This window comes from Clostridioides mangenotii TR (genome assembly GCF_000498755.1).
GTDB classification, from domain to species: domain Bacteria; phylum Bacillota; class Clostridia; order Peptostreptococcales; family Peptostreptococcaceae; genus Metaclostridioides; species Metaclostridioides mangenotii_A.
In genome coordinates this window covers 1-16,989 of sequence record NZ_AXUS01000024.1, presented here as the reverse complement: position 1 = coordinate 16,989, position 16,989 = coordinate 1, and the positions used below count along the sequence as shown (strand labels likewise).

General features: G+C 30.3%; 30 protein-coding genes. 4 read left to right on the top strand and 26 right to left on the bottom strand.

What is annotated here, in order from left to right:
• Window positions 1–10 precede the first annotated feature (10 nt).
• Genes T473_RS0112100 through T473_RS0112080 form a run of 5 tightly spaced genes read right to left on the bottom strand, consistent with a single transcriptional unit; the run spans window position 11 to window position 3,433 of the window.
• The gene (locus T473_RS0112100) at window positions 11–1,264 is read right to left on the bottom strand and encodes a PBSX family phage terminase large subunit (RefSeq protein ID WP_029791754.1); all 1,254 of its coding nucleotides are present in this window, start codon (window positions 1,262–1,264) and stop codon (window positions 11–13) included.
• Entirely contained in the window at window positions 1,248–1,682 is a 435-nt protein-coding gene (locus T473_RS0112095; protein ID WP_024622133.1) for a terminase small subunit, read from the bottom strand. Before T473_RS0112095 ends, T473_RS0112100 begins: the two co-directional genes overlap by 17 nt.
• Before the next feature lie 12 nt (window positions 1,683–1,694).
• A complete protein-coding gene (locus T473_RS18565; RefSeq protein ID WP_161627562.1) occupies window positions 1,695–1,832 on the bottom strand; it encodes a hypothetical protein in 138 nt (45 codons plus the stop codon).
• A gap of 43 nt (window positions 1,833–1,875) precedes the next feature.
• A complete protein-coding gene (locus T473_RS0112085; RefSeq protein ID WP_024622132.1) occupies window positions 1,876–2,445 on the bottom strand; it encodes a hypothetical protein in 570 nt (189 codons plus the stop codon).
• A 25-nt stretch (window positions 2,446–2,470) separates the two neighbouring features.
• Window positions 2,471–3,433 (bottom strand): Kiwa anti-phage protein KwaB-like domain-containing protein, encoded by a 963-nt coding sequence (locus T473_RS0112080; protein WP_024622131.1) that lies wholly within the window; start codon window positions 3,431–3,433, stop codon window positions 2,471–2,473.
• A 165-nt stretch (window positions 3,434–3,598) separates the two neighbouring features.
• Here T473_RS0112080 and T473_RS0112075 point away from each other — a divergent pair, with 165 nt between their 5' ends.
• Entirely contained in the window at window positions 3,599–3,799 is a 201-nt protein-coding gene (locus T473_RS0112075; RefSeq protein ID WP_024622130.1) for a KTSC domain-containing protein, read from the top strand.
• 35 nt (window positions 3,800–3,834) lie between these two features.
• On the opposite strand, the gene T473_RS18890 is transcribed toward T473_RS0112075, so the two are convergent.
• From T473_RS18890 to T473_RS0111985, 20 genes are all read right to left on the bottom strand, one after another.
• Window positions 3,835–3,981, bottom strand: coding sequence for a hypothetical protein (locus T473_RS18890; RefSeq protein WP_200865895.1), 147 nt, complete (start codon window positions 3,979–3,981; stop codon window positions 3,835–3,837).
• Window positions 3,982–4,389: 408 nt separating this feature from the next.
• Complete coding sequence (locus T473_RS0112065; protein ID WP_024622129.1) at window positions 4,390–5,160, bottom strand: endonuclease/exonuclease/phosphatase family protein; 771 nt, start codon at window positions 5,158–5,160, stop codon at window positions 4,390–4,392.
• A gap of 159 nt (window positions 5,161–5,319) precedes the next feature.
• Window positions 5,320–5,814, bottom strand: a complete 495-nt coding sequence (locus tag T473_RS0112060) for an RNA polymerase sigma factor (RefSeq protein ID WP_024622128.1) — start codon at window positions 5,812–5,814, stop codon at window positions 5,320–5,322.
• An 18-nt stretch (window positions 5,815–5,832) separates the two neighbouring features.
• Window positions 5,833–6,192 carry a RusA family crossover junction endodeoxyribonuclease gene (locus T473_RS0112055; protein ID WP_024622127.1) on the bottom strand — a complete coding sequence of 120 codons (360 nt, stop codon included), beginning with the start codon at window positions 6,190–6,192 and terminating at the stop codon, window positions 5,833–5,835.
• A 73-nt stretch (window positions 6,193–6,265) separates the two neighbouring features.
• Window positions 6,266–6,457, bottom strand: coding sequence for a hypothetical protein (locus T473_RS0112050; protein WP_024622126.1), 192 nt, complete (start codon window positions 6,455–6,457; stop codon window positions 6,266–6,268).
• Between the two features lie 65 nt (window positions 6,458–6,522).
• A complete protein-coding gene (locus tag T473_RS0112045; protein ID WP_024622125.1) occupies window positions 6,523–6,810 on the bottom strand; it encodes a hypothetical protein in 288 nt (95 codons plus the stop codon).
• Entirely contained in the window at window positions 6,803–7,030 is a 228-nt protein-coding gene (locus T473_RS0112040) for a hypothetical protein (protein ID WP_024622124.1), read from the bottom strand. Before T473_RS0112040 ends, T473_RS0112045 begins: the two co-directional genes overlap by 8 nt.
• Window positions 7,027–7,152, bottom strand: coding sequence for a hypothetical protein (locus T473_RS19445; protein WP_278246365.1), 126 nt, complete (start codon window positions 7,150–7,152; stop codon window positions 7,027–7,029). The genes T473_RS0112040 and T473_RS19445 overlap by 4 nt, the downstream gene beginning before the upstream one ends.
• A 49-nt stretch (window positions 7,153–7,201) precedes the next feature.
• Window positions 7,202–7,456, bottom strand: a complete 255-nt coding sequence (locus tag T473_RS0112030) for a hypothetical protein (RefSeq protein WP_024622123.1) — start codon at window positions 7,454–7,456, stop codon at window positions 7,202–7,204.
• A 33-nt stretch (window positions 7,457–7,489) separates the two neighbouring features.
• Complete coding sequence (locus tag T473_RS17350) at window positions 7,490–8,425, bottom strand: helix-turn-helix domain-containing protein (RefSeq protein ID WP_024622122.1); 936 nt, start codon at window positions 8,423–8,425, stop codon at window positions 7,490–7,492.
• 15 nt (window positions 8,426–8,440) lie between these two features.
• Window positions 8,441–8,653 (bottom strand): hypothetical protein, encoded by a 213-nt coding sequence (locus tag T473_RS19855; RefSeq protein WP_024622121.1) that lies wholly within the window; start codon window positions 8,651–8,653, stop codon window positions 8,441–8,443.
• Between the two features lie 261 nt (window positions 8,654–8,914).
• Entirely contained in the window at window positions 8,915–9,163 is a 249-nt protein-coding gene (locus T473_RS19850) for an MBL fold metallo-hydrolase (RefSeq protein WP_024622120.1), read from the bottom strand.
• Window positions 9,163–10,059, bottom strand: a complete 897-nt coding sequence (locus T473_RS0112015) for a recombinase RecT (protein WP_024622119.1) — start codon at window positions 10,057–10,059, stop codon at window positions 9,163–9,165. Before T473_RS0112015 ends, T473_RS19850 begins: the two co-directional genes overlap by 1 nt.
• 1 nt (window position 10,060) lies before the next feature.
• A complete protein-coding gene (locus tag T473_RS17345) occupies window positions 10,061–10,369 on the bottom strand; it encodes a hypothetical protein (protein ID WP_051365920.1) in 309 nt (102 codons plus the stop codon).
• Window positions 10,354–12,006 (bottom strand): ATP-binding protein, encoded by a 1,653-nt coding sequence (locus tag T473_RS16795; RefSeq protein WP_051365919.1) that lies wholly within the window; start codon window positions 12,004–12,006, stop codon window positions 10,354–10,356. Before T473_RS16795 ends, T473_RS17345 begins: the two co-directional genes overlap by 16 nt.
• Entirely contained in the window at window positions 11,993–12,331 is a 339-nt protein-coding gene (locus tag T473_RS0112005; RefSeq protein WP_024622118.1) for a hypothetical protein, read from the bottom strand. The genes T473_RS16795 and T473_RS0112005 overlap by 14 nt, the downstream gene beginning before the upstream one ends.
• Before the next feature lie 13 nt (window positions 12,332–12,344).
• Window positions 12,345–12,479, bottom strand: a complete 135-nt coding sequence (locus tag T473_RS19440) for a hypothetical protein (RefSeq protein ID WP_278246364.1) — start codon at window positions 12,477–12,479, stop codon at window positions 12,345–12,347.
• 107 nt (window positions 12,480–12,586) lie between these two features.
• The gene (locus T473_RS18775) at window positions 12,587–12,760 is read right to left on the bottom strand and encodes a hypothetical protein (RefSeq protein WP_038300590.1); all 174 of its coding nucleotides are present in this window, start codon (window positions 12,758–12,760) and stop codon (window positions 12,587–12,589) included.
• Window positions 12,761–12,844: 84 nt separating this feature from the next.
• Window positions 12,845–13,591 carry an ORF6C domain-containing protein gene (locus tag T473_RS18560; RefSeq protein ID WP_024622117.1) on the bottom strand — a complete coding sequence of 249 codons (747 nt, stop codon included), beginning with the start codon at window positions 13,589–13,591 and terminating at the stop codon, window positions 12,845–12,847.
• 71 nt (window positions 13,592–13,662) lie between these two features.
• Entirely contained in the window at window positions 13,663–13,878 is a 216-nt protein-coding gene (locus T473_RS0111985; protein WP_024622116.1) for a hypothetical protein, read from the bottom strand.
• A 179-nt stretch (window positions 13,879–14,057) separates the two neighbouring features.
• Between T473_RS0111985 and T473_RS17830 the strand changes: the two genes are divergently transcribed.
• The 3 genes from T473_RS17830 (at window position 14,058) to T473_RS0111970 (ending at window position 16,018) form a co-directional block, all read left to right on the top strand.
• Window positions 14,058–14,420 (top strand): helix-turn-helix domain-containing protein, encoded by a 363-nt coding sequence (locus tag T473_RS17830; protein WP_024622115.1) that lies wholly within the window; start codon window positions 14,058–14,060, stop codon window positions 14,418–14,420.
• Window positions 14,421–14,440: 20 nt separating this feature from the next.
• On the top strand, window positions 14,441–14,884 hold the full coding sequence (locus tag T473_RS0111975) for an ImmA/IrrE family metallo-endopeptidase (protein WP_024622114.1): 444 nt from the start codon (window positions 14,441–14,443) through the stop codon (window positions 14,882–14,884).
• A 72-nt stretch (window positions 14,885–14,956) separates the two neighbouring features.
• Window positions 14,957–16,018: a tyrosine-type recombinase/integrase gene (locus T473_RS0111970; protein WP_024622113.1), complete on the top strand. Its 1,062-nt coding sequence runs from the start codon at window positions 14,957–14,959 to the stop codon at window positions 16,016–16,018.
• A 741-nt stretch (window positions 16,019–16,759) separates the two neighbouring features.
• Here the strand turns inward: T473_RS0111970 and T473_RS18555 are convergent.
• Window positions 16,760–16,989 (bottom strand): hypothetical protein (locus tag T473_RS18555; protein WP_024622112.1); only part of this gene is annotated, 230 nt, incomplete at its 5' end.

The window sequence follows — 16,989 nt, the reverse complement described above, 5'->3', positions numbered from 1 at the left end:
TCACCTACCTTTAATCAAAACTAAATACATCGCCTTTGATGAAGTCTTCTAGTGCATATCTCATAGCATCCATTAGATGGTTAAAGTCGTCTATTGGTTTGTTAATCTTCTTGCCGAATTTATCTTTATCCCATGTGTATGTACTAATCTCTGTTATGAAGTTTACACACTCAGGATGTATTATAATTTTGTAATCCTGTATGTACTGGATGCCATTATTTATACTGTCTTTACCTTTTCTAGCACCTTTGATATTCCTAAGTCCTAACTCTCTAAGATGATCTATATCCTTTGGTGAAGCTGAGTCTGCAGTAATCTTTTCTTTTGCATATCCCATCTTCGTGACTTCATCTCTGATTCTTTGATTAGACATACCCTTCTGGTACATTTCATCAAATACATATATTTCTTTATTATTTTCATCAACTAAGCCACAAAATAGCGTAGATGGATCATTTGTATATCCAAAGTCCATACCAAAAGCTGATTTAATTCCATTCTTCTGTCTTATTTTATCTATATCAAATAATCTTTCTTCCCAATTCTCATAAACAAGACCATCAACTATACCCCAATTACCAAGCCCAGCGACTTGATAACGGCGTGGATTATCTTTTTTCATCCTATCGAATACCTTTTTATCTGCATCGTCTAGAAACTCGTTACAAAGGTAATTAGTTGTCTTAGCCATTATGTCTGGATCATTCTCTGCATCAAAAAAACGCCCCTTTATCCAGTGATGTTCATTCCACGGGTTAAAAGTAAGCGTTAACTGTTTAAATAAATCTTCTGGTACTTCCCCCCTTATAGATTCATCTAGCATATTAAAAGCATCTTCGTCCATTATTTCATAGCATTCTTCAAGCCAACACCAACACAAGCAACCTACTTCTACAGTTATTGAAGTTATCTTTAATGGATCATCAAACCCTCTAAAATATATCTTTTGTCCAGTAGGTAAATATGTTATCTCTAAAGGGCTGCTCGTGCTATCCCAGTAAGCATCTACACCTAATCTATTAATTGCCCACTTTAATTCTTTGTAGCAACTATCCCTTAACGTTCCAAATACCTTACGGACTACAAGCAAATTAGATTGTGGGTGCTTCATGAGTTTAGTTATATAGTATAAAGCTGTAGTCTTAGACTTCTTGGATGCCCTAGATCCCTTACAGACTCTGTAGCGACCCTTAAAGTTCCAGTAATCTTTATATCCTTTGCCGATAAGTTCAGGTAAATATACTTTCTTAATCTTCAAGTTCATCATCACCTGCAATAACAATAGGGATAGCTCCCTCAACTTCTACTTTATCTGTCCACAGCCTATATCTTTTTCCTATAAGTTCAGCAGCCTTAATTCTGTCTTTAGCATCTAATTTCTTATCAATTTTAACTGGCTCATTCATGAAGTCTCCTATGTTTTTCATAACAATAACTTCTTCTATCTCTTCATCTCTAATGATCCGTGTTAGTAGCTTGAGGACTTCATCTGCTTTGGCTATTTGTTCATCTTCTAACTTTTTCATTTGTTCGCCTATGTATTTTTTTATACCCACATTTTCCAACAATTTTACTGTATTGCCTTTTGCATAATTAATACTATATCCAGCCTTAACAGCCGATTGGTAAGCGTTGCCAGTCTCTATGTAATAGTTGGCGAACGCCTTCTGTTTTGGATTCACAACGCCACCTCCTTATTTATTTTTTCTAGTCACCTTCGGACTCTTAGGTATCTTCCTCATATCCTTATTTATCTCTCTTAATTCCTCGTTAGGTAAATCTATAGTCATACCAATAAGTCCAGCATCAACCCAAACTTTCTTTTTATTCATTATGCTCTCCTATAATTAAAAAAGAACCCTATTTCTAGAGTCCTTAATCATTAATGTAACTACACTTCGCAACAATAAAATCTTTCTGAGATGTACCTAAAATTTTCATACCTTCTACTATGTAGTCTACATTCTTTAAGATTACGATAGAATGAAATTGTTCATTTGTGCCTGAATAGTATAATTCCATTTCATATATTTTATATCCAATTAGATTTAAAACTGGATTTAAATATATAATATTATTACTCACATAAATAAATCCAATTAATAACATTAAAAATACAACTACAAATAAATCTGCATATCTCGTTAAAGATAATCCCATACAAGATATTAGATATACCGCTATATAATTAAAAAAATAGTTAACAGTTTCATTTTTGCATTTTTTAACTTCATATTCTTTTACCATATCTTTTTTAGTAAACCATAATTTTAATATTAAATATAAAAATGATATACATACAATTACTACAATAGATACGATTATAATAAAATCAATTAATTTAAATCTTTCTCTTTCCTCAAATTTTTCTAAAATAAATTTCACTAATAACAAAATGTATAATGGTATATAGGATGAAGTAAATAATAGTATTTTATGAAACAATTAAAAAACCACCTTCTATTTATTATTATTCAAAAGATTTAGCAGTTCTATACTCTTCAGTTAAGGATGTTTCCACGTAATTGTCTAGAATCAAGTTTAAAATTTGATTTATTTCTGAAATATCATTATATATTATTTTATGTTCAGAGTTAATTTGTATTCTTAATTTATGGTTATCAATAACATCTCCTAAACTATCTTTATATTTAGCTGCTACATCAAAATCTTCTTGCGTTATTGCCTTTACTAATTTCTCTACGTGTCTGCTATTCTTTTTACAATCAACGATAAAAGGTTGTATATCTTCAAATATATCTAACTTTTCTATGCTATCTATATTCTCATCTATAATTTCAATTAAGTTTTCCGACATTTTAAAAATTGATTTGAAATTATGCCTTTTAAATACGTAATATTGCTCCCCAATTAGCATAGCAGTTGGATCAGAATTAATTGTTAATATCTCCGAATCAATCAATATAGGTTTGCCATCAACTGCAAAACCAAATTTAAAGCCCTTAAGCATTTTCTCAGACTTAAAATGAGGATAAAAAAGGTAGGCTTTATATTCACCAAAGTGCACTTGCATAACTATAAAATCCAATTTACTGAATTTTGTGTTTTTATTAAGAGTATTGGATACATTTTGAACTATTGTAATCTGATTAATTATCTCCTCTCCATAGCGCACTAATCCTTTATCTAATACTTCAATATAGTCATCTTCTGCTGGATTCACTAGATCATATCCACACAAACCTTTATCATTAATTCTTTTTTCTATTTTACTTAAAGTAGTAGTGATTACAGGCTGTATATCATTTTTAGACGCATCAAACATATATCCTTTAAATTTATTTTTTCTATTATAATTTTTATCAACAAACATAACCTCAATGTTTAAATCTTTTTTACTGGATTGACTAAATTCATTTAAAAATTTTATTAAATTATCCTTAGCTTTTTTAATACTAGCACCTTTATCCATAGAATCCACTCCCTTCAAAAGTTATAATTCTACTTTATCCGAGAAATACCTTCTTTTTATTTTTGTTTTCTACTTTATTTCTTATATTTTGATAACACATTTCTATTAATAGTAAATATTTTCCATATTTATATGTTAAAATCTTATTGAAAGGAGGTGAATAATATGGATATGATACCAGTTTCATCAAGTAGAATACATAGTGTCGGTTGGCAAGACAACACTATGTATGCTAGGTTCCATGATGGTTCTACATATGCTTATGATAATGTAAGCCAAGCAGAATACAGAGACTTTTTAAATTCCCCATCACTAGGTTCAGAGTTGTCAAGGTTTGATAAAATCCACCCTTACCGCAGAGTTTAATTTAAAAAAACGACTAATTTAAGAGATTAGTCGTTTTAAATTGGTACTCCCAATTCAGTACTCTTTAATTTTATAGCTGATGTTGTAATAACTACTTCGTAATACATATTGTAGTTATCATTCAAATACTCAACTATAGGCTTGCATAATTCTTTTAATTCTTCAAAATCTTTTTTATCCATTAAACATTCTCCTTATAAAAAAATAAGACTAGAAATTATCTAAGTCTAGGGGAAGTTGTATTCTATTACTAAAATACAATTGTTGGGCGAAGTCTATGAGTTGCACATAGATTAATACTACACTTCACACGTTAGGGTGAGGTAACAAGTCTCACCCACTATATAATTAAAGGAGGTGCAAGTTATAGGAGTCGAACCTACAGAACCACTACTTGCGTATTACTGGCTAAGAAAGTCCCTTTAACTTAACCCAGCCAGTAAATATTAAGTTTTTATGTGGAATTTATATTTTTCCACAATACAATTATCTCATGTTTTTTCAGAGATAACAGGTAATTAATCGGCAAAAAAGAACTCTATTTCTAGAGTTCTTTCTTCATCTTTTACCTTAAACTTATCGGATTACTCTTAATGAAACTTAAAAGTAGCGTAGTAAAAATCATGATCACTTACACTACCAGGAACTTTTACCTTTCCTTTATTTATAACGGGCATATGACCAAGTACTAATATATTATCGATTTGACCCTCTCCAAATGGGAATACTGGCTGGAATCCTAAATCTGTTAATGGTTTAAGATATTTTACATCTTTTATATTAAAATCTCCTGTTATAACTTTATAATAAGTTCCGTCAGCTTTGATTATTTCCGCTAACTCCCTAGCTTGACTTTCTACAATTTCTGCATCCTTAACTCCAGAAACATTCCAAGATGCAAAGAAATGTACATTATAGAATGATACCTTACCAAATTTAGTAAACTGAGATTTTACATATCCACACACATTTTTATTTTCAGGTAATGTAATATCCGCAGGTTGAGGTAATTCGGTTTTAAAAATACCACTTTTATTAACACTTAAAGGATGCTTTGATATAATTGCATTTCCTGCCCATCCACTTCCCCAACTTAAATCACTAACTTTACCTGTTGCTACATAATCATAAACTCCTGGTATTTTACTAGTACTCGTTGGTAAATTCCAAAACTCACAATACTCTTGAACACCTATAACAGATGCTCCTGTTCTCATAGCAATGTGCATAGCTTCTTGAACTGGTGCAGGGTTTTGATTAACATATTGATTAATATTAAATGTACCAACTGTTAACGCACTATTTGCCATATCATCTGCGACCTTCTTGTTAAACGCATTTACTTCTGCTGTTGTTGCCATAATAATTCCTCCTTTATTTTTTATTCACCTATTAAGAAGTCTTTAGAATTAAATTTGTAAACCTATTGCCATAATAATTCCTCTATTTTATAAAGATTAATAAACTTCTAATCTAATTATAGTACGTACGTTCGAAAAATAACGGTAAATTATCGGCAATTATTTTTCAATTAAGTTAAACAAATTATCTTTTTCCTCTTTGAATACATTTAGTCCGAATAATGTTATGGCTATACATCTTACTGCTTCATTCTTCTTATTCCTTAAACTTCTTTCACTATAGCTTGTCTTATCAATAATTTCATCCCAACTAAGTTTTTGAAAGTACTTGTATTCTATTATTTCTCTATGTAATGGACTTAGATTATTAATAGCTATATCTATTTCCCTTATCAAACTACTTTCTTCCTCAATCTCTGTTTCTAATTCTTCGATTTTAGTTATAGTTTTAATTACTTCATTCTCTACCTCTTTAGATATCTTATTCGTTGGAGAGACTTTTTCACTATCATAAGAGATACCTTGTGTTGTATATTCACATTTCAAACTTTCTTTAATCCTTTTTAACTTCTCTAAATGTAAACGTAATTCTCTGTATCCTTTTAAAATATCCTCGGTAAATTGAATGCATTCCTTTTCTAAATCATTAGCCATAACATCACCCCTATATTTCTATAAATCTTCTATTACAACCTCGACCCTTGCTTCATCGCTATAATGCTTACTAGCATGTAACTCGCATATGTACCTATCATCTTTATACGCTTTGCCGTTTAATCCATCTAATACAGCCTTAACCATGTTATCTATATCTTTCTTTGTCGGTCTTAAATAACTTGGTTTCTTAGGTTTCTTTGAATAAATGTCTATACTAACCTTAATTAAACCCTCAAAGCAATGTCTCTTGCCATACAAATACTTGATAGACTGTTCAAAATATCTTGTTTTATCTGTCGTTCGAGCATGTCCATTATGAAATCTTGGTCTATCTTTACTGACACACTCTCCTGGTATTGTAAATTCTACTTTCAATAGTTCCCCCTCATAGTTGCTTATATTTTAGAAGGTACTTATTATTTGCACAAAAGTACCTTCTATATACCAACTAAATCCATTTATAGTGGTCTTTCTTTGCTTTTAAGTCTGTGAYTATTYTAAATGTACAACCACATGACTCACAGAAATATACGTYATAATATATAATAACTTTATCTCTTCCCCTACGTTCTGTCTCTGTGACAGGTGTCCTTGTGTAATCATGTACATGATCATATTCACAAGGTATTTGTCTAAACATTCCACAATCCTCCTTCAGATAGATTGTTTGAATATACTCAACCTATATTTGTTATTTAAACAAAGTCAAAAGTAGCTTACAGTATTTATTATATTAATTTTCAACTTCAATTGATTATATCTTTTAATCCCCTCCCCTATATCATCCTCAGTTAAATTATTTAATCCGTCTTTATTCTTTAAATATTGGTTGTAACGTTCCATTCTCTTTATCTTCAAATTCATTTCATTGTATTTTTTATAAAATCTTTCTATCTTCCTTGATTCAACATAACGCCCAAGTAAGAATACTGAAATTAACGCCCCTATCCCTTCCAAGACAAGTATTATTACAATTGCTATATCATTAATCATTTTCGCCCTCCAAATCTCTCTCAGCCTTAATAATAGCCTCAGTAGAACTATATCCCTGCTTTTTGTATTCCTTAGCTTGTTTTATTAATTTCTCTCTTCTCTCACGTTTTAGTCTTTCTGCTCTAACTTTATCTACGTTCTTCATAACAGCTTCCACTGTTTCTTTACCATATTTTTTACTTGCTTCTGCTGCTGCCATTTGTAACACTTTACTTCTCATATACACCCCTCCAAATCTCTCTCAGCTTGTTTAATTGCTTCAAGAATGTTATATCCTTTATCAAGCCAATAATGCCTTGCTAGATCTATTAAGGCTTGTCTATTTTCTAGTTTTACTGTCATCTTTGTACAGCTCCCTTTGCAGTCTTAAAACTTCTTTTATTTCATCCTCCTATAAATTAATATATTCTCCTAATCCCCATTTACGTTTAAGCAACTTATCTTGATGTCTTATCTTTGCATTTCTGATATCTTTCTTGCTAATTCCTTTTATCTGCATTAAAGACAGTCCAGCCTGTACAACATCAAAAAATTTGTCACCTATTTCATTTTTCTTTGTTGCCTCTAGAAATTCATTTACTTCCTCAAGAAATTTTTCTTCTTGATTTTCTAAATTCGTGTCCTTTTGTAATTTTAAAAAATGCATATTTTCACCCTTTCTAGAGGGGTTGTCCCACTCCTATTTAAACTTTTCTCTTTGGCTCTTTCTGATGATTTCGTCCAGTTCATCTGATGAATATTTTTGAAAAGTCTCATTGAAGTTATGAAACTTTGTTTTCTTTGGCTTCAGCATATTATTAGGCTTGTACTTTTTATCCTTAGCCTCCCTTTGTTTCACTTTTACTCTTTCCTTCTCTAACTCTAATGATTTTAATTGTTCATATGTAGTTATGTTGTCTGCTATCCAGTTTCTAATAATTCCTCTTAGGTAACGCAGCTCTAATTTATTATTATCTGTGCAAATAGTTAGTGCTTCTTCAAATATACGAGTATTAATACTTTTAGAAATATCTTGTAATTCTTCGACTATTTTTACTGTTACTTTGCCTATGTACTTTTCATATAAGTTAATATATTCTTTTAAAATACTATCCACAGGTATATTTCCTACATACATACTTACATTACTTAAATTAGTATTGTTAATATTAGTATTGTTACAGTCAACCTGGTTTACTACCTGTGGTAAATCTCCTTTACTAGGGTGGTAAATCTCCTTTACTACGTGGTTAACCTCATTTACTACCTTGACTACTTTTTCTTCTTTAGGTGGTAAAGCTGGTTTACTAGGTGGTAAATTTCCTTTACTACCTCCAACGCTCATAACATAATACAAATTGCTATCATTCTCTTTCCTGCCTTTTACTGTTCTAATTTCTTTTTTTATCAATTCTAATTTTTCTAAACCATTTAATGCTTTTATTGCTGTTGGTCTACTACAACCCGTTTTTTTAGCTATAGTAGTAATACTCGGAAAGCAACTGCTTTCTTCATTTGCATGTCTTACTAAAACTATGTAGACCATTTTCTCGTATATTGTTAGATTTAGATTATCTATTAGTTCATTTTCTACCATAAACCAGTTCTTTTCTCTATTGTCCTTTAGTAAATTCAAGGCTTATCACCCTCTTTATAAATGAATCCCTATTCCTGTTTCCGCTATCTTTACAGGCAATCCAATGTTCTTTTCAACTTCATTTTTAAATAGATCTCTATCGCTATTGTCTGAACTTAGATGTAATAGTGTTAGCGTTTTTAAATCCTTAAGATCGCAACTCTTTAGAAAATCAATTACATTGTTTAACTCAAAATGACTCTTAACTATCCTGTTTCTAAGGAACACCTTAATGACTCCATTTTCTATGTTCTTATCTAAAATTTCTTTACTATAGTTACACTCGATTAGGATGTGGTTTATCGCCTTAAATTTATATTCGCAGTAATAACTATCTGTTAAAAATAGAAGCTTTCCAATCTCCTTATGTTGAATTAAAAATCCTAAAGGTTCCGCTGCATCATGTTCCGCCTTGAATGGTAATATTTTAAATCCACCAACCTTAAAACTTCTTTCGCTTTCTATAATTTTAGTCCTGTGGTTCTTTATTCATAATTTTTCTAATGTACCCTTGCTTGTATATATGTCGATTCCATTTTCTGTTAGCTCTGTAATCGCCTTTGAGTGGTCTTTATGTTCATGCGTTACTAAACAACCGACAACACTCTCTAAATCGTAATTTAACCCTTTTAATATTTGTTTATAGTTAATGCCGCACTCAAGAATTAATGTTTCTGTTTTAAGTTGGAGCAAGTAACAATTACCTTTGCTACTGCTCCCTAATACTTTTATTTTCATTAGAATTGTGGTTCCTCAAATGTTGCTTGCTGAGGCTCTTCTTTATTCTCTTTTACTTCTTTGTACTCCGCATCTACAACATTGTCTGATTCAAAATCTAATTCTTTTGAGTTTGCTTTTTCTTCTATCTCTTGAGCGACTTCATTGTCTACATATTCAGGTGATCCATCAACATTTATTGCAGCTTGATCACTTGTTATAGCTGTTTGCATATCTATTGAAAGAATCCCATATTTGCTTAACAATCTTTTTAGTATTGTCTTTATAGCCATATCATCAAAACTAGTAGTCCATAAGCTATCTCTAACAACCCAATCTTTTGAACTTCTATAACTTTGAGAATATGTCTTAGCATGCTTTTCCATTTCTTCTTTAGACATATACAAAGTCTTTTCGAACCCATTTACTAATTTGAAGTATGCAATGTAACCAACTACTTTATCTCTATCAATTAGGGATTCGTCCTCGTTGAACTCCACTTCTCCTGTGAGTCTATTAACTCTCTTAATTTCACCCTCATAAACCTCTATAGCATTTATAGTTTTGTACTGTGATGTTCGCATTGCTAATTGTATGTATCCCTTGTAACCCATTTGGAATTGTGCTTTTTTTCCTTCGTTTTTCTTGTTGTATGGAACTATATATGCAAAACCTAAATTTTGATCTATTGGTAAATCTAGTGATGCTGCTACTACTGCCGATGCTATTATTGTGTTTGAATCTGCATCTTTTAAAGATGGTAAGTTTGAAACGTTTATAATTGATGAAATGAATCCGGGTGCCTTTTTCCCTAACAACTCGTTAAATCTTTTTTTATAAACATCTTGTTTTAACAAGCTATTTATAGTAACGCTTCCTACCTTATTTTGATTCCTTGCCTGAACTTGATTTGCCATATTAATTTACCCCCTCTATATTTAACTCTTTATCTTTACTTACTAATAAATTTATAACCTGGTTATCTGTGTCTATTAGGTTGTTTACGCTCTCCCTGTTATCTATGAATATCGGCATTTTAACATTGAAGTGATCCCCTAAAGTATTTATGATATCTAGCCCTGCATTTATTTGACTTGCTGTGTTTGCATTACTGAATGGTACACCGTTTATTAGGGCTTCGCATGTCTCTTCTATTCCACCGTTTACATGTTCTTTAAACATCTTAAAAGTAACGTTTTTAAATTTATTATTTATATTACTTTCCAATAAACTAACTCTAGTTTTATAAAATCTTCGCATAGAGTTATTATTTTTTCTTGGTTAGCTATCTCTATTCCGGTTTTCTTTTCTTCTTCTAATAATTCGTTTAGTCTTGCTTGCAGCTCTTTGTTAAAGTCTCTTTTAGCTAGTATTTTATTTAGCCTTTCAATCTCTTCTGAAAGCTCTTTCTTACTTGTTTTAAACTCTTCTAAGTTGTTATTGTTATTTGATTCAAGTTCTTTTTCTAATAGTTCTACTGCTTCCGTAAGATCGCTTAATTCTTGTGCTTCTTCACGTGTACGATGAACCAAAATAACGTACTTTTCTAACTTCATATTTAACTCTGCCATTAAAGTATTTTTCTCTTGTACTACTAATAAATGATCATTTATTTTATTATCTATAGCTTGCATTTCTGCTTCTAATTCTTCTAATTTATGTTTTAATTGAATACCATTTGTTTGTATATTTTCGATTATCTTAGCTCTATTCTCGTTGAAGTTATGAGTCATTTTAAGTCTTTCTGACTCAAATTCTTCTGTATCAAAAGGTCGTTTGCACGTTGGGCATTCTTCGTTAATACAACTTAGGTCTATTTCTCGATCTCTCTCTTTATAGAATTGATCTAAAAGAGTTTTTCTTTCTGATTCTAATGCCTTGTTTTTAAGTTCTAAATGACGTCTGTCTCCTTCCAAACTTCTGATGCTAATTTCTACATTTTTAATCTCGAATTCTGCTTCGTGAAGCTTAGTCAACAGTTCTTGTTTGCCTTGACTAGCTCTTGTTGTTCCCTGTTGTTCTATTTTCTGTATCTTGCTCTTAGAATTAAAAATCAGCTCTTGTTTCTTTAACTTCTCTTCATTTGATTTACTTCCGTTTAACAGCTTGTCCTCGATCAGATCAAGCTCTTTTTTCTTATTCTCAATTTCTTGCTCCGTTATATCAAAGTCTGTATTATCGAAACTCTTTTCAAGTTCATTGATACGAGTTGGTATTTCTTTTTTTCTACCTTCTAACTTCTTAATTCTTGCTTTTTTAGACTTTAAGATATTGTCTATAGTATCTTTTTCTAGCGAAGTTTTTAAAGGCTCTAAGTCTTTATTACTATTTATAACTTGATCTGTTGTTACGTCTCCAGCTGCTTCTAAAATAAGTTCTCTTGCTTCCTTCCAGTTAAGCATATCGCTAAAGTAATAAGGATTTGTAAGTAGCTTAAATTGGTTTTCTTCTGCTAATTCGGCAATCTTCTTGTTATACTCACTTTTCTTAACTGGTACCTCGTTTATTTCATATGTAGTAGAATTTCCGTTAAATGTTTTATCAGCTTCTCCGGTCTTTTTAACCCACTTTTCTTGGTATATCTTTTTTAGTGTAAGTTCTGTCCCATCTATGTTTAAAACTCCTGTTACTGTTGGATTTAAGCCTCTAATAACTTGATTGTTGCTATCTAATGGCTTTATATCGAATGTGCTTCTGTTCTTGCTATCTTTATCAAATAGCAACCATGTGAAAGCATCAAATATGCTTGTTTTGCCAAGTGCATTTTCTCCGTATATATTTGTTGTTTTACTAAAATCTGTTTTAAGTTCCTTAATCCCTTTAAAGTCCTGTATTAATAATTGGCTTAATTTAACAGTTTTCATATTTTGCCTCCTGTGGTATACTGCTAAGTGTAAAATTTAGTAATTTTATTTGAATTGAGCCATTCCCCTGGCTCTTTTCTTTTTGTTCTTCTCTTTCCAATATTAGAATTATCCCTTTTTTGATTGTCTTTGCCATTTTTAGTTGCGATTTTAAATCATTTACAACTTCCTGCTGATTTTCTATTTTGCCCCCATTTCGTGAACAATATTTAACTGCAGTACGTTTTATTTCAGATAAACTTATTTCGTTATTTTTTAGTATTTCCTCTGCTGTATTAATAGTTGAATTAACAAATATTTCAGCTTCTTTTAATAACTTGTCCATCTAATTTACCTCCTTAGTATGTAAATTTTATTTCTATTTGTTTTAATCTTTTAAATGCTCTTTTGAACCAATAAAAATCTTTGTATTTCCATTTAAACACTTCTTCTTCACAAAGTTCCCTGAATATATCAAAGTCTTTATAATTCATACAAATACCTCCTTGAATTAACCTACAACTTGTGTGCACGCATGGGTGGATTTGCCTCTAATGTTTTGCTTGAAACATAGACAACCGCCTAACTCTCTTTTAAAGATTTAAAGACCAAATCGATTGTCAAAGTATTTACGAGGAACTCTCGCTTTGACTACATAATAATTTTTAGCCATAAGCTCATTATTCAATTTTTTTATAATTTCATATGCTTTAGATTGCTTAACACTAAGCAACTCCATAACATCAGTCACTGTGTAAAATCTTTTATCATTCAAAACTAACACCTCCAATAATTATTTAATTACAAACAATTCACAAAACCTAAACTTACTCATTGAAAATTCTTCCATAACAACCTCCTAATTAACCATTTCAAATCCTATTTGATTATTCATTTCTTTTATTTCAAGTCTTAAATTTGTTCCTGGTGTCCATTCTTGTATGTAATTAATTGCCTCTTCGTATCTTTTTACAGATAGATTTTTATAACTATTAACTTTAAAATAACCTCTTAAATCTCTATGAAGTGCGCTGTATGCTTTCTTGCTTAGTTTCTTATATGCTGGTGAGTTATAACCACCTAAACTATGTACCGCTTTAGCACTAACCTCTGATCTGATATTCTCGGCTAATTCATAATTGATAGTCATTTTATTTTCTAAGTTAGTAACTTTTTCTGTTAGAACTTCTTGACCCTTTTCTAGCTCCTGTTGTTTCTTGTCTACCGTAAATATTGCCTGTAGTTCTTTTGACATATTTAAGAATGGATTTTCTGTAGTTCTAAAATATTTATTGACTAAGTCCCTTTGTACATCCCATGCCAGATCGTCATCAAATGATTTCACTAACATTAAATAACCACTCTCGGTAATTACTTTTAAACCGTTAGGAGCAATGACTCCAATTTCATCTTTAGCTTCGAACGAATTTCGTACGAAGTAGTCAACACCTTCGATGAAACGTTCTTTGTTCGTATTAAAATTTCTTCTTGCAGTCCCATCTACTCTTTCGTGTATAGAGTCAATCTCTTTAAATGTAACTACTCTTTGTCCTGCATGTTCTTTGATTTCTAATTCTTTGTTATTTACCTTTACTAAATTATTCATTTTATAATTCCTTTCTTTTATGTATTTTTTAAAGTCTGTATATTCAAGACTTTTAAAATGTTAATACTCTACTAGATTTTTGCTGTTTTGGCAACTTCATCAGAAAAAAAATAATCTGTAGAAATATTATATAAAATAGAGAGTTTTTTTATTTCATTCGCTTTAAATTCATTAATACCATGCAATTTCAATCTAAAGCCGTAATCACTTAAATTTAAGTAATCAGCTACAAATTTTTGAGTATGTCTATGCTCTGCCATTAATCCTATTAAACGCTTAACATACATATTATTTTCACCACCTTTTTGCTATTTTAGCAACTTTCTTATTTACATAATAGCAACTTATTTTAAATAAGTCAATACTTTTATTGCTAATTTGGCAATTTTAATTGTAAACGCATATTTTGTTGCTATAATGTAAATATAAGTTGCTAAAACGTAAATATATTTGAGAGGTGAAATTCATGTTTAGATTAAAAGAATTAAGAGAGAAAAAAGGCTTATCACTTGAAAAATTAAGCGAGGATTTGCATGTTAATAAATCAACTCTTTCAAGGATTGAAAATGAGCTAAGAGAACCAAAGAGAGGTTTCTTAGAAGATTGTGCTAAATATTTCAATGTATCTGTAGATTATTTATTAGGATATGAAGATAAAGGAAAAAACAATAAAGATGTAGTCGAAGAAAAAGACATAGAAAAAGTAATAGATGAGCTTTTAGAGCAAGATGGACTTATGTTGTGCGGAGAAGCTGTTGATGAGGAAGCCTTAATATTGTTGCGAAATTCAATTAGAACAACTTTGGAAATTATGAGAGGGAAAAAATAATTAGTATTGAGGGTGGTTTAGTGAGTAATATAAAAAAGACTATTAAAGCTTTAGTAAAAACATACAATACAAGAAATGTTTACGAATTATGCTCTTGTTTAAACATAAATATACTTAAAGACGATTTAAAATATTTCAAAGGTTATTTTTTAAGGGACAATAAAAGCGTTTCGATAGTTATAGACTCTAATCTTTCTGAATATGAAGAAAGATGCGTAGTTGCTCATGAACTTGGTCATGTGGTTTTACACAGCGGTTCAAATATTTGTTTCTTAACAAATTATACTTATTCCAATACAAAAAAATTAGAAAATGAGGCAAATGAATTTGCAGCTGAATTACTGGTAAGTGATGAGAATATACAAGAAGCCATGGAAAAACAATTTTCTATGGTGGAGCAGATGGCATGTTATTTTGAAGTTCCGAATGAACTTATTGAGTATAAATTTAAACATAAACTGTAGCAGGTCATTGTGACAAGATAAGAAATCAAAGAACTTGTTACTACAAACATACATTTTGTAAAGGAGGGAATTATGCCAGCATACAAAGATGAGCAAAGAAAGACTTGGTACGTACAATTTTATTACAGCGATTTATCAGAAGAACAAAAAAAGAAGAAAAAAAGAGGATTTAAAACTAGAAAAGAGGCTCTTGATTGGGAACGTGATTTTTTAAATTCATTAGAAATATCTCCAGAAATTACCTTTGAAAACCTAACAGAAAAATATCTAGATGATATGTCTACCAGATTAAAAAAAACAACTATAGAAAAAAAGAATAACATACTAAAAAACAAAGTTCTACCCACATTTGGTAAATTTAAAATAAATGATATAACTCCTATTCGTATACGAAATTGGCAAAATGAACTTCTTAAACAAAACTACTCACAGACATATTTAAAAGGTATCCACGACCAATTGACATCTGTTCTGAACTACGCTGTAAAATATTATGGATTAAAGTCTAACCCAACGATTTTAGCTGGTTCTATGGGTAAGAAAAAAGCGCAGGATATGGATTTTTGGACTTTAGATGAATTTAAACAGTTTATAAACACAATAGATAAACCTGATGTTAAATTAGCTTTTAATATACTATTTTGGAGTGGAATTAGAATAGGTGAGTTAATGGCTCTTACTCCGGCAGATATCGACACAAAAAAAGCCTTAATAGATATTAACAAAACATACACGAAGATAAACAACGAARAAATAGTTACAGAACCTAAAACTCCTAAAAGTAAGCGCATTGTATATATACCAGTTTTTTTATGTAAAGATATAAATAATTATATAGAYAGTTTATATGAAATAGAAAGTCACGAACGTATATTTAGATTTGCTAAAACATATTTAGGCAAACAATTAAAAAAATATGCTGCTATAGCTGATGTGAAAAAAATAAGGGTACATGACTTGAGGCATTCTCATGCAAGCTTATTGATAAATATGGACGTAAATGTACTTACTATAAGTGAACGTTTGGGTCATGAAAAAGTAGATACAACTTGGAATACATATTCACATCTATACCCCAGTAAACAACTTGAGGTTGTAAAGAGATTAGAATTTATAGAATCACAGACAAAATAAAAAACCGTCAAACGAAGTTGTTACAACGCTTAACGGTTTTACTGGCGGGAATGCGTGGGAGCGTTTTGAAAATGGGCTCATTTACATTATATTGATATTTCAATGTATTTTCTTTTATATTTTCTGTATTTTACGCATAAAATTAACGGTTATCATTTTTTTTAGAACCAAATCAGAACCACAGAAACCCGGCTATAGTAAAAAAGAGTTCTACAAATTAGGGCTCATTTTATATTTTTTATAATTATTCAATAGAGACATGCACATTTAAGAATTTTTAATCATACACTTCATTACGCAAGTGAATATCAAGCGTAGCGTTCTTAAAATTGTTATAAGATGTGATAAACGTTAAGTGTAATCGATTAAAGTGGCCTTGAGGGAAATCTGTTTATTTTGATTTCTCTATTTTTTTACGTAAATTTAATTAAAATTCAATATCTTTTACATAAAAAAATACCCACATTTAAGCAGGTAGTTTAGCAATAAACTGAAATTTAACAACTAGTAGAAATAAATTTAGCTATTTTTTATAAAAGTACTTTAGTAGATTAATAATACAATTGTAATTGCAAGAAAAATATATCCTTTGCCGAAAATCATTAAAACCGGTTGTAATGAAACGTTTTTTATTCCAACAGTCCAAATTAAAATCAAAAGTACTATTGCTAATATATACATAATTGTATTTGTAATTTTTTATATATTTTTTTCATAAATATCATCCCCTATATAAGAGAATTATAAATTTCTAACGTATGATACTAGCGACCTTACATTATCTTTATTGGTAAAGTCCATTGGATTTATATAAGCATCTAACATCCCTTTAATATCCTCATCTCTATCTCCTTCTTTTATTCCCTTTAATTTGATTTTCAATATATTCATCATAACTTTGTCTATCATATTTAGATTTTTATAATTGAATGCACCTCTTAAATAAAAATGTTTTATATCCTGTAAACCTT

Coding starts and splice junctions, on each gene's coding strand:
- T473_RS19440 (WP_278246364.1), bottom strand. CDS start 12,479: ATGAATTATAAAGACTTTGATATATTCAGGGAACTTTGTGAAGAAGAA.
- T473_RS19850 (WP_024622120.1), bottom strand. CDS start 9,163: ATGAAAATAAAAGTATTAGGGAGCAGTAGCAAAGGTAATTGTTACTTG.
- T473_RS0112030 (WP_024622123.1), bottom strand. CDS start 7,456: ATGCATTTTTTAAAATTACAAAAGGACACGAATTTAGAAAATCAAGAA.
- T473_RS0112080 (WP_024622131.1), bottom strand. CDS start 3,433: ATGGATAAAGGTGCTAGTATTAAAAAAGCTAAGGATAATTTAATAAAA.
- T473_RS0112075 (WP_024622130.1), top strand. CDS start 3,599: ATGGATATGATACCAGTTTCATCAAGTAGAATACATAGTGTCGGTTGG.
- T473_RS19445 (WP_278246365.1), bottom strand. CDS start 7,152: ATGACAGTAAAACTAGAAAATAGACAAGCCTTAATAGATCTAGCAAGG.
- T473_RS0112040 (WP_024622124.1), bottom strand. CDS start 7,030: ATGAGAAGTAAAGTGTTACAAATGGCAGCAGCAGAAGCAAGTAAAAAA.
- T473_RS17830 (WP_024622115.1), top strand. CDS start 14,058: ATGTTTAGATTAAAAGAATTAAGAGAGAAAAAAGGCTTATCACTTGAA.
- T473_RS18565 (WP_161627562.1), bottom strand. CDS start 1,832: ATGAATAAAAAGAAAGTTTGGGTTGATGCTGGACTTATTGGTATGACT.
- T473_RS18890 (WP_200865895.1), bottom strand. CDS start 3,981: ATGGATAAAAAAGATTTTGAAGAATTAAAAGAATTATGCAAGCCTATA.
- T473_RS0112060 (WP_024622128.1), bottom strand. CDS start 5,814: ATGGCTAATGATTTAGAAAAGGAATGCATTCAATTTACCGAGGATATT.
- T473_RS0112045 (WP_024622125.1), bottom strand. CDS start 6,810: ATGATTAATGATATAGCAATTGTAATAATACTTGTCTTGGAAGGGATA.
- T473_RS0112015 (WP_024622119.1), bottom strand. CDS start 10,059: ATGGCAAATCAAGTTCAGGCAAGGAATCAAAATAAGGTAGGAAGCGTT.
- T473_RS18560 (WP_024622117.1), bottom strand. CDS start 13,591: ATGAATAATTTAGTAAAGGTAAATAACAAAGAATTAGAAATCAAAGAA.
- T473_RS0112100 (WP_029791754.1), bottom strand. CDS start 1,264: ATGAACTTGAAGATTAAGAAAGTATATTTACCTGAACTTATCGGCAAA.
- T473_RS16795 (WP_051365919.1), bottom strand. CDS start 12,006: ATGAAAACTGTTAAATTAAGCCAATTATTAATACAGGACTTTAAAGGG.
- T473_RS0112065 (WP_024622129.1), bottom strand. CDS start 5,160: ATGGCAACAACAGCAGAAGTAAATGCGTTTAACAAGAAGGTCGCAGAT.
- T473_RS0111985 (WP_024622116.1), bottom strand. CDS start 13,878: ATGTATGTTAAGCGTTTAATAGGATTAATGGCAGAGCATAGACATACT.
- T473_RS0112005 (WP_024622118.1), bottom strand. CDS start 12,331: ATGGACAAGTTATTAAAAGAAGCTGAAATATTTGTTAATTCAACTATT.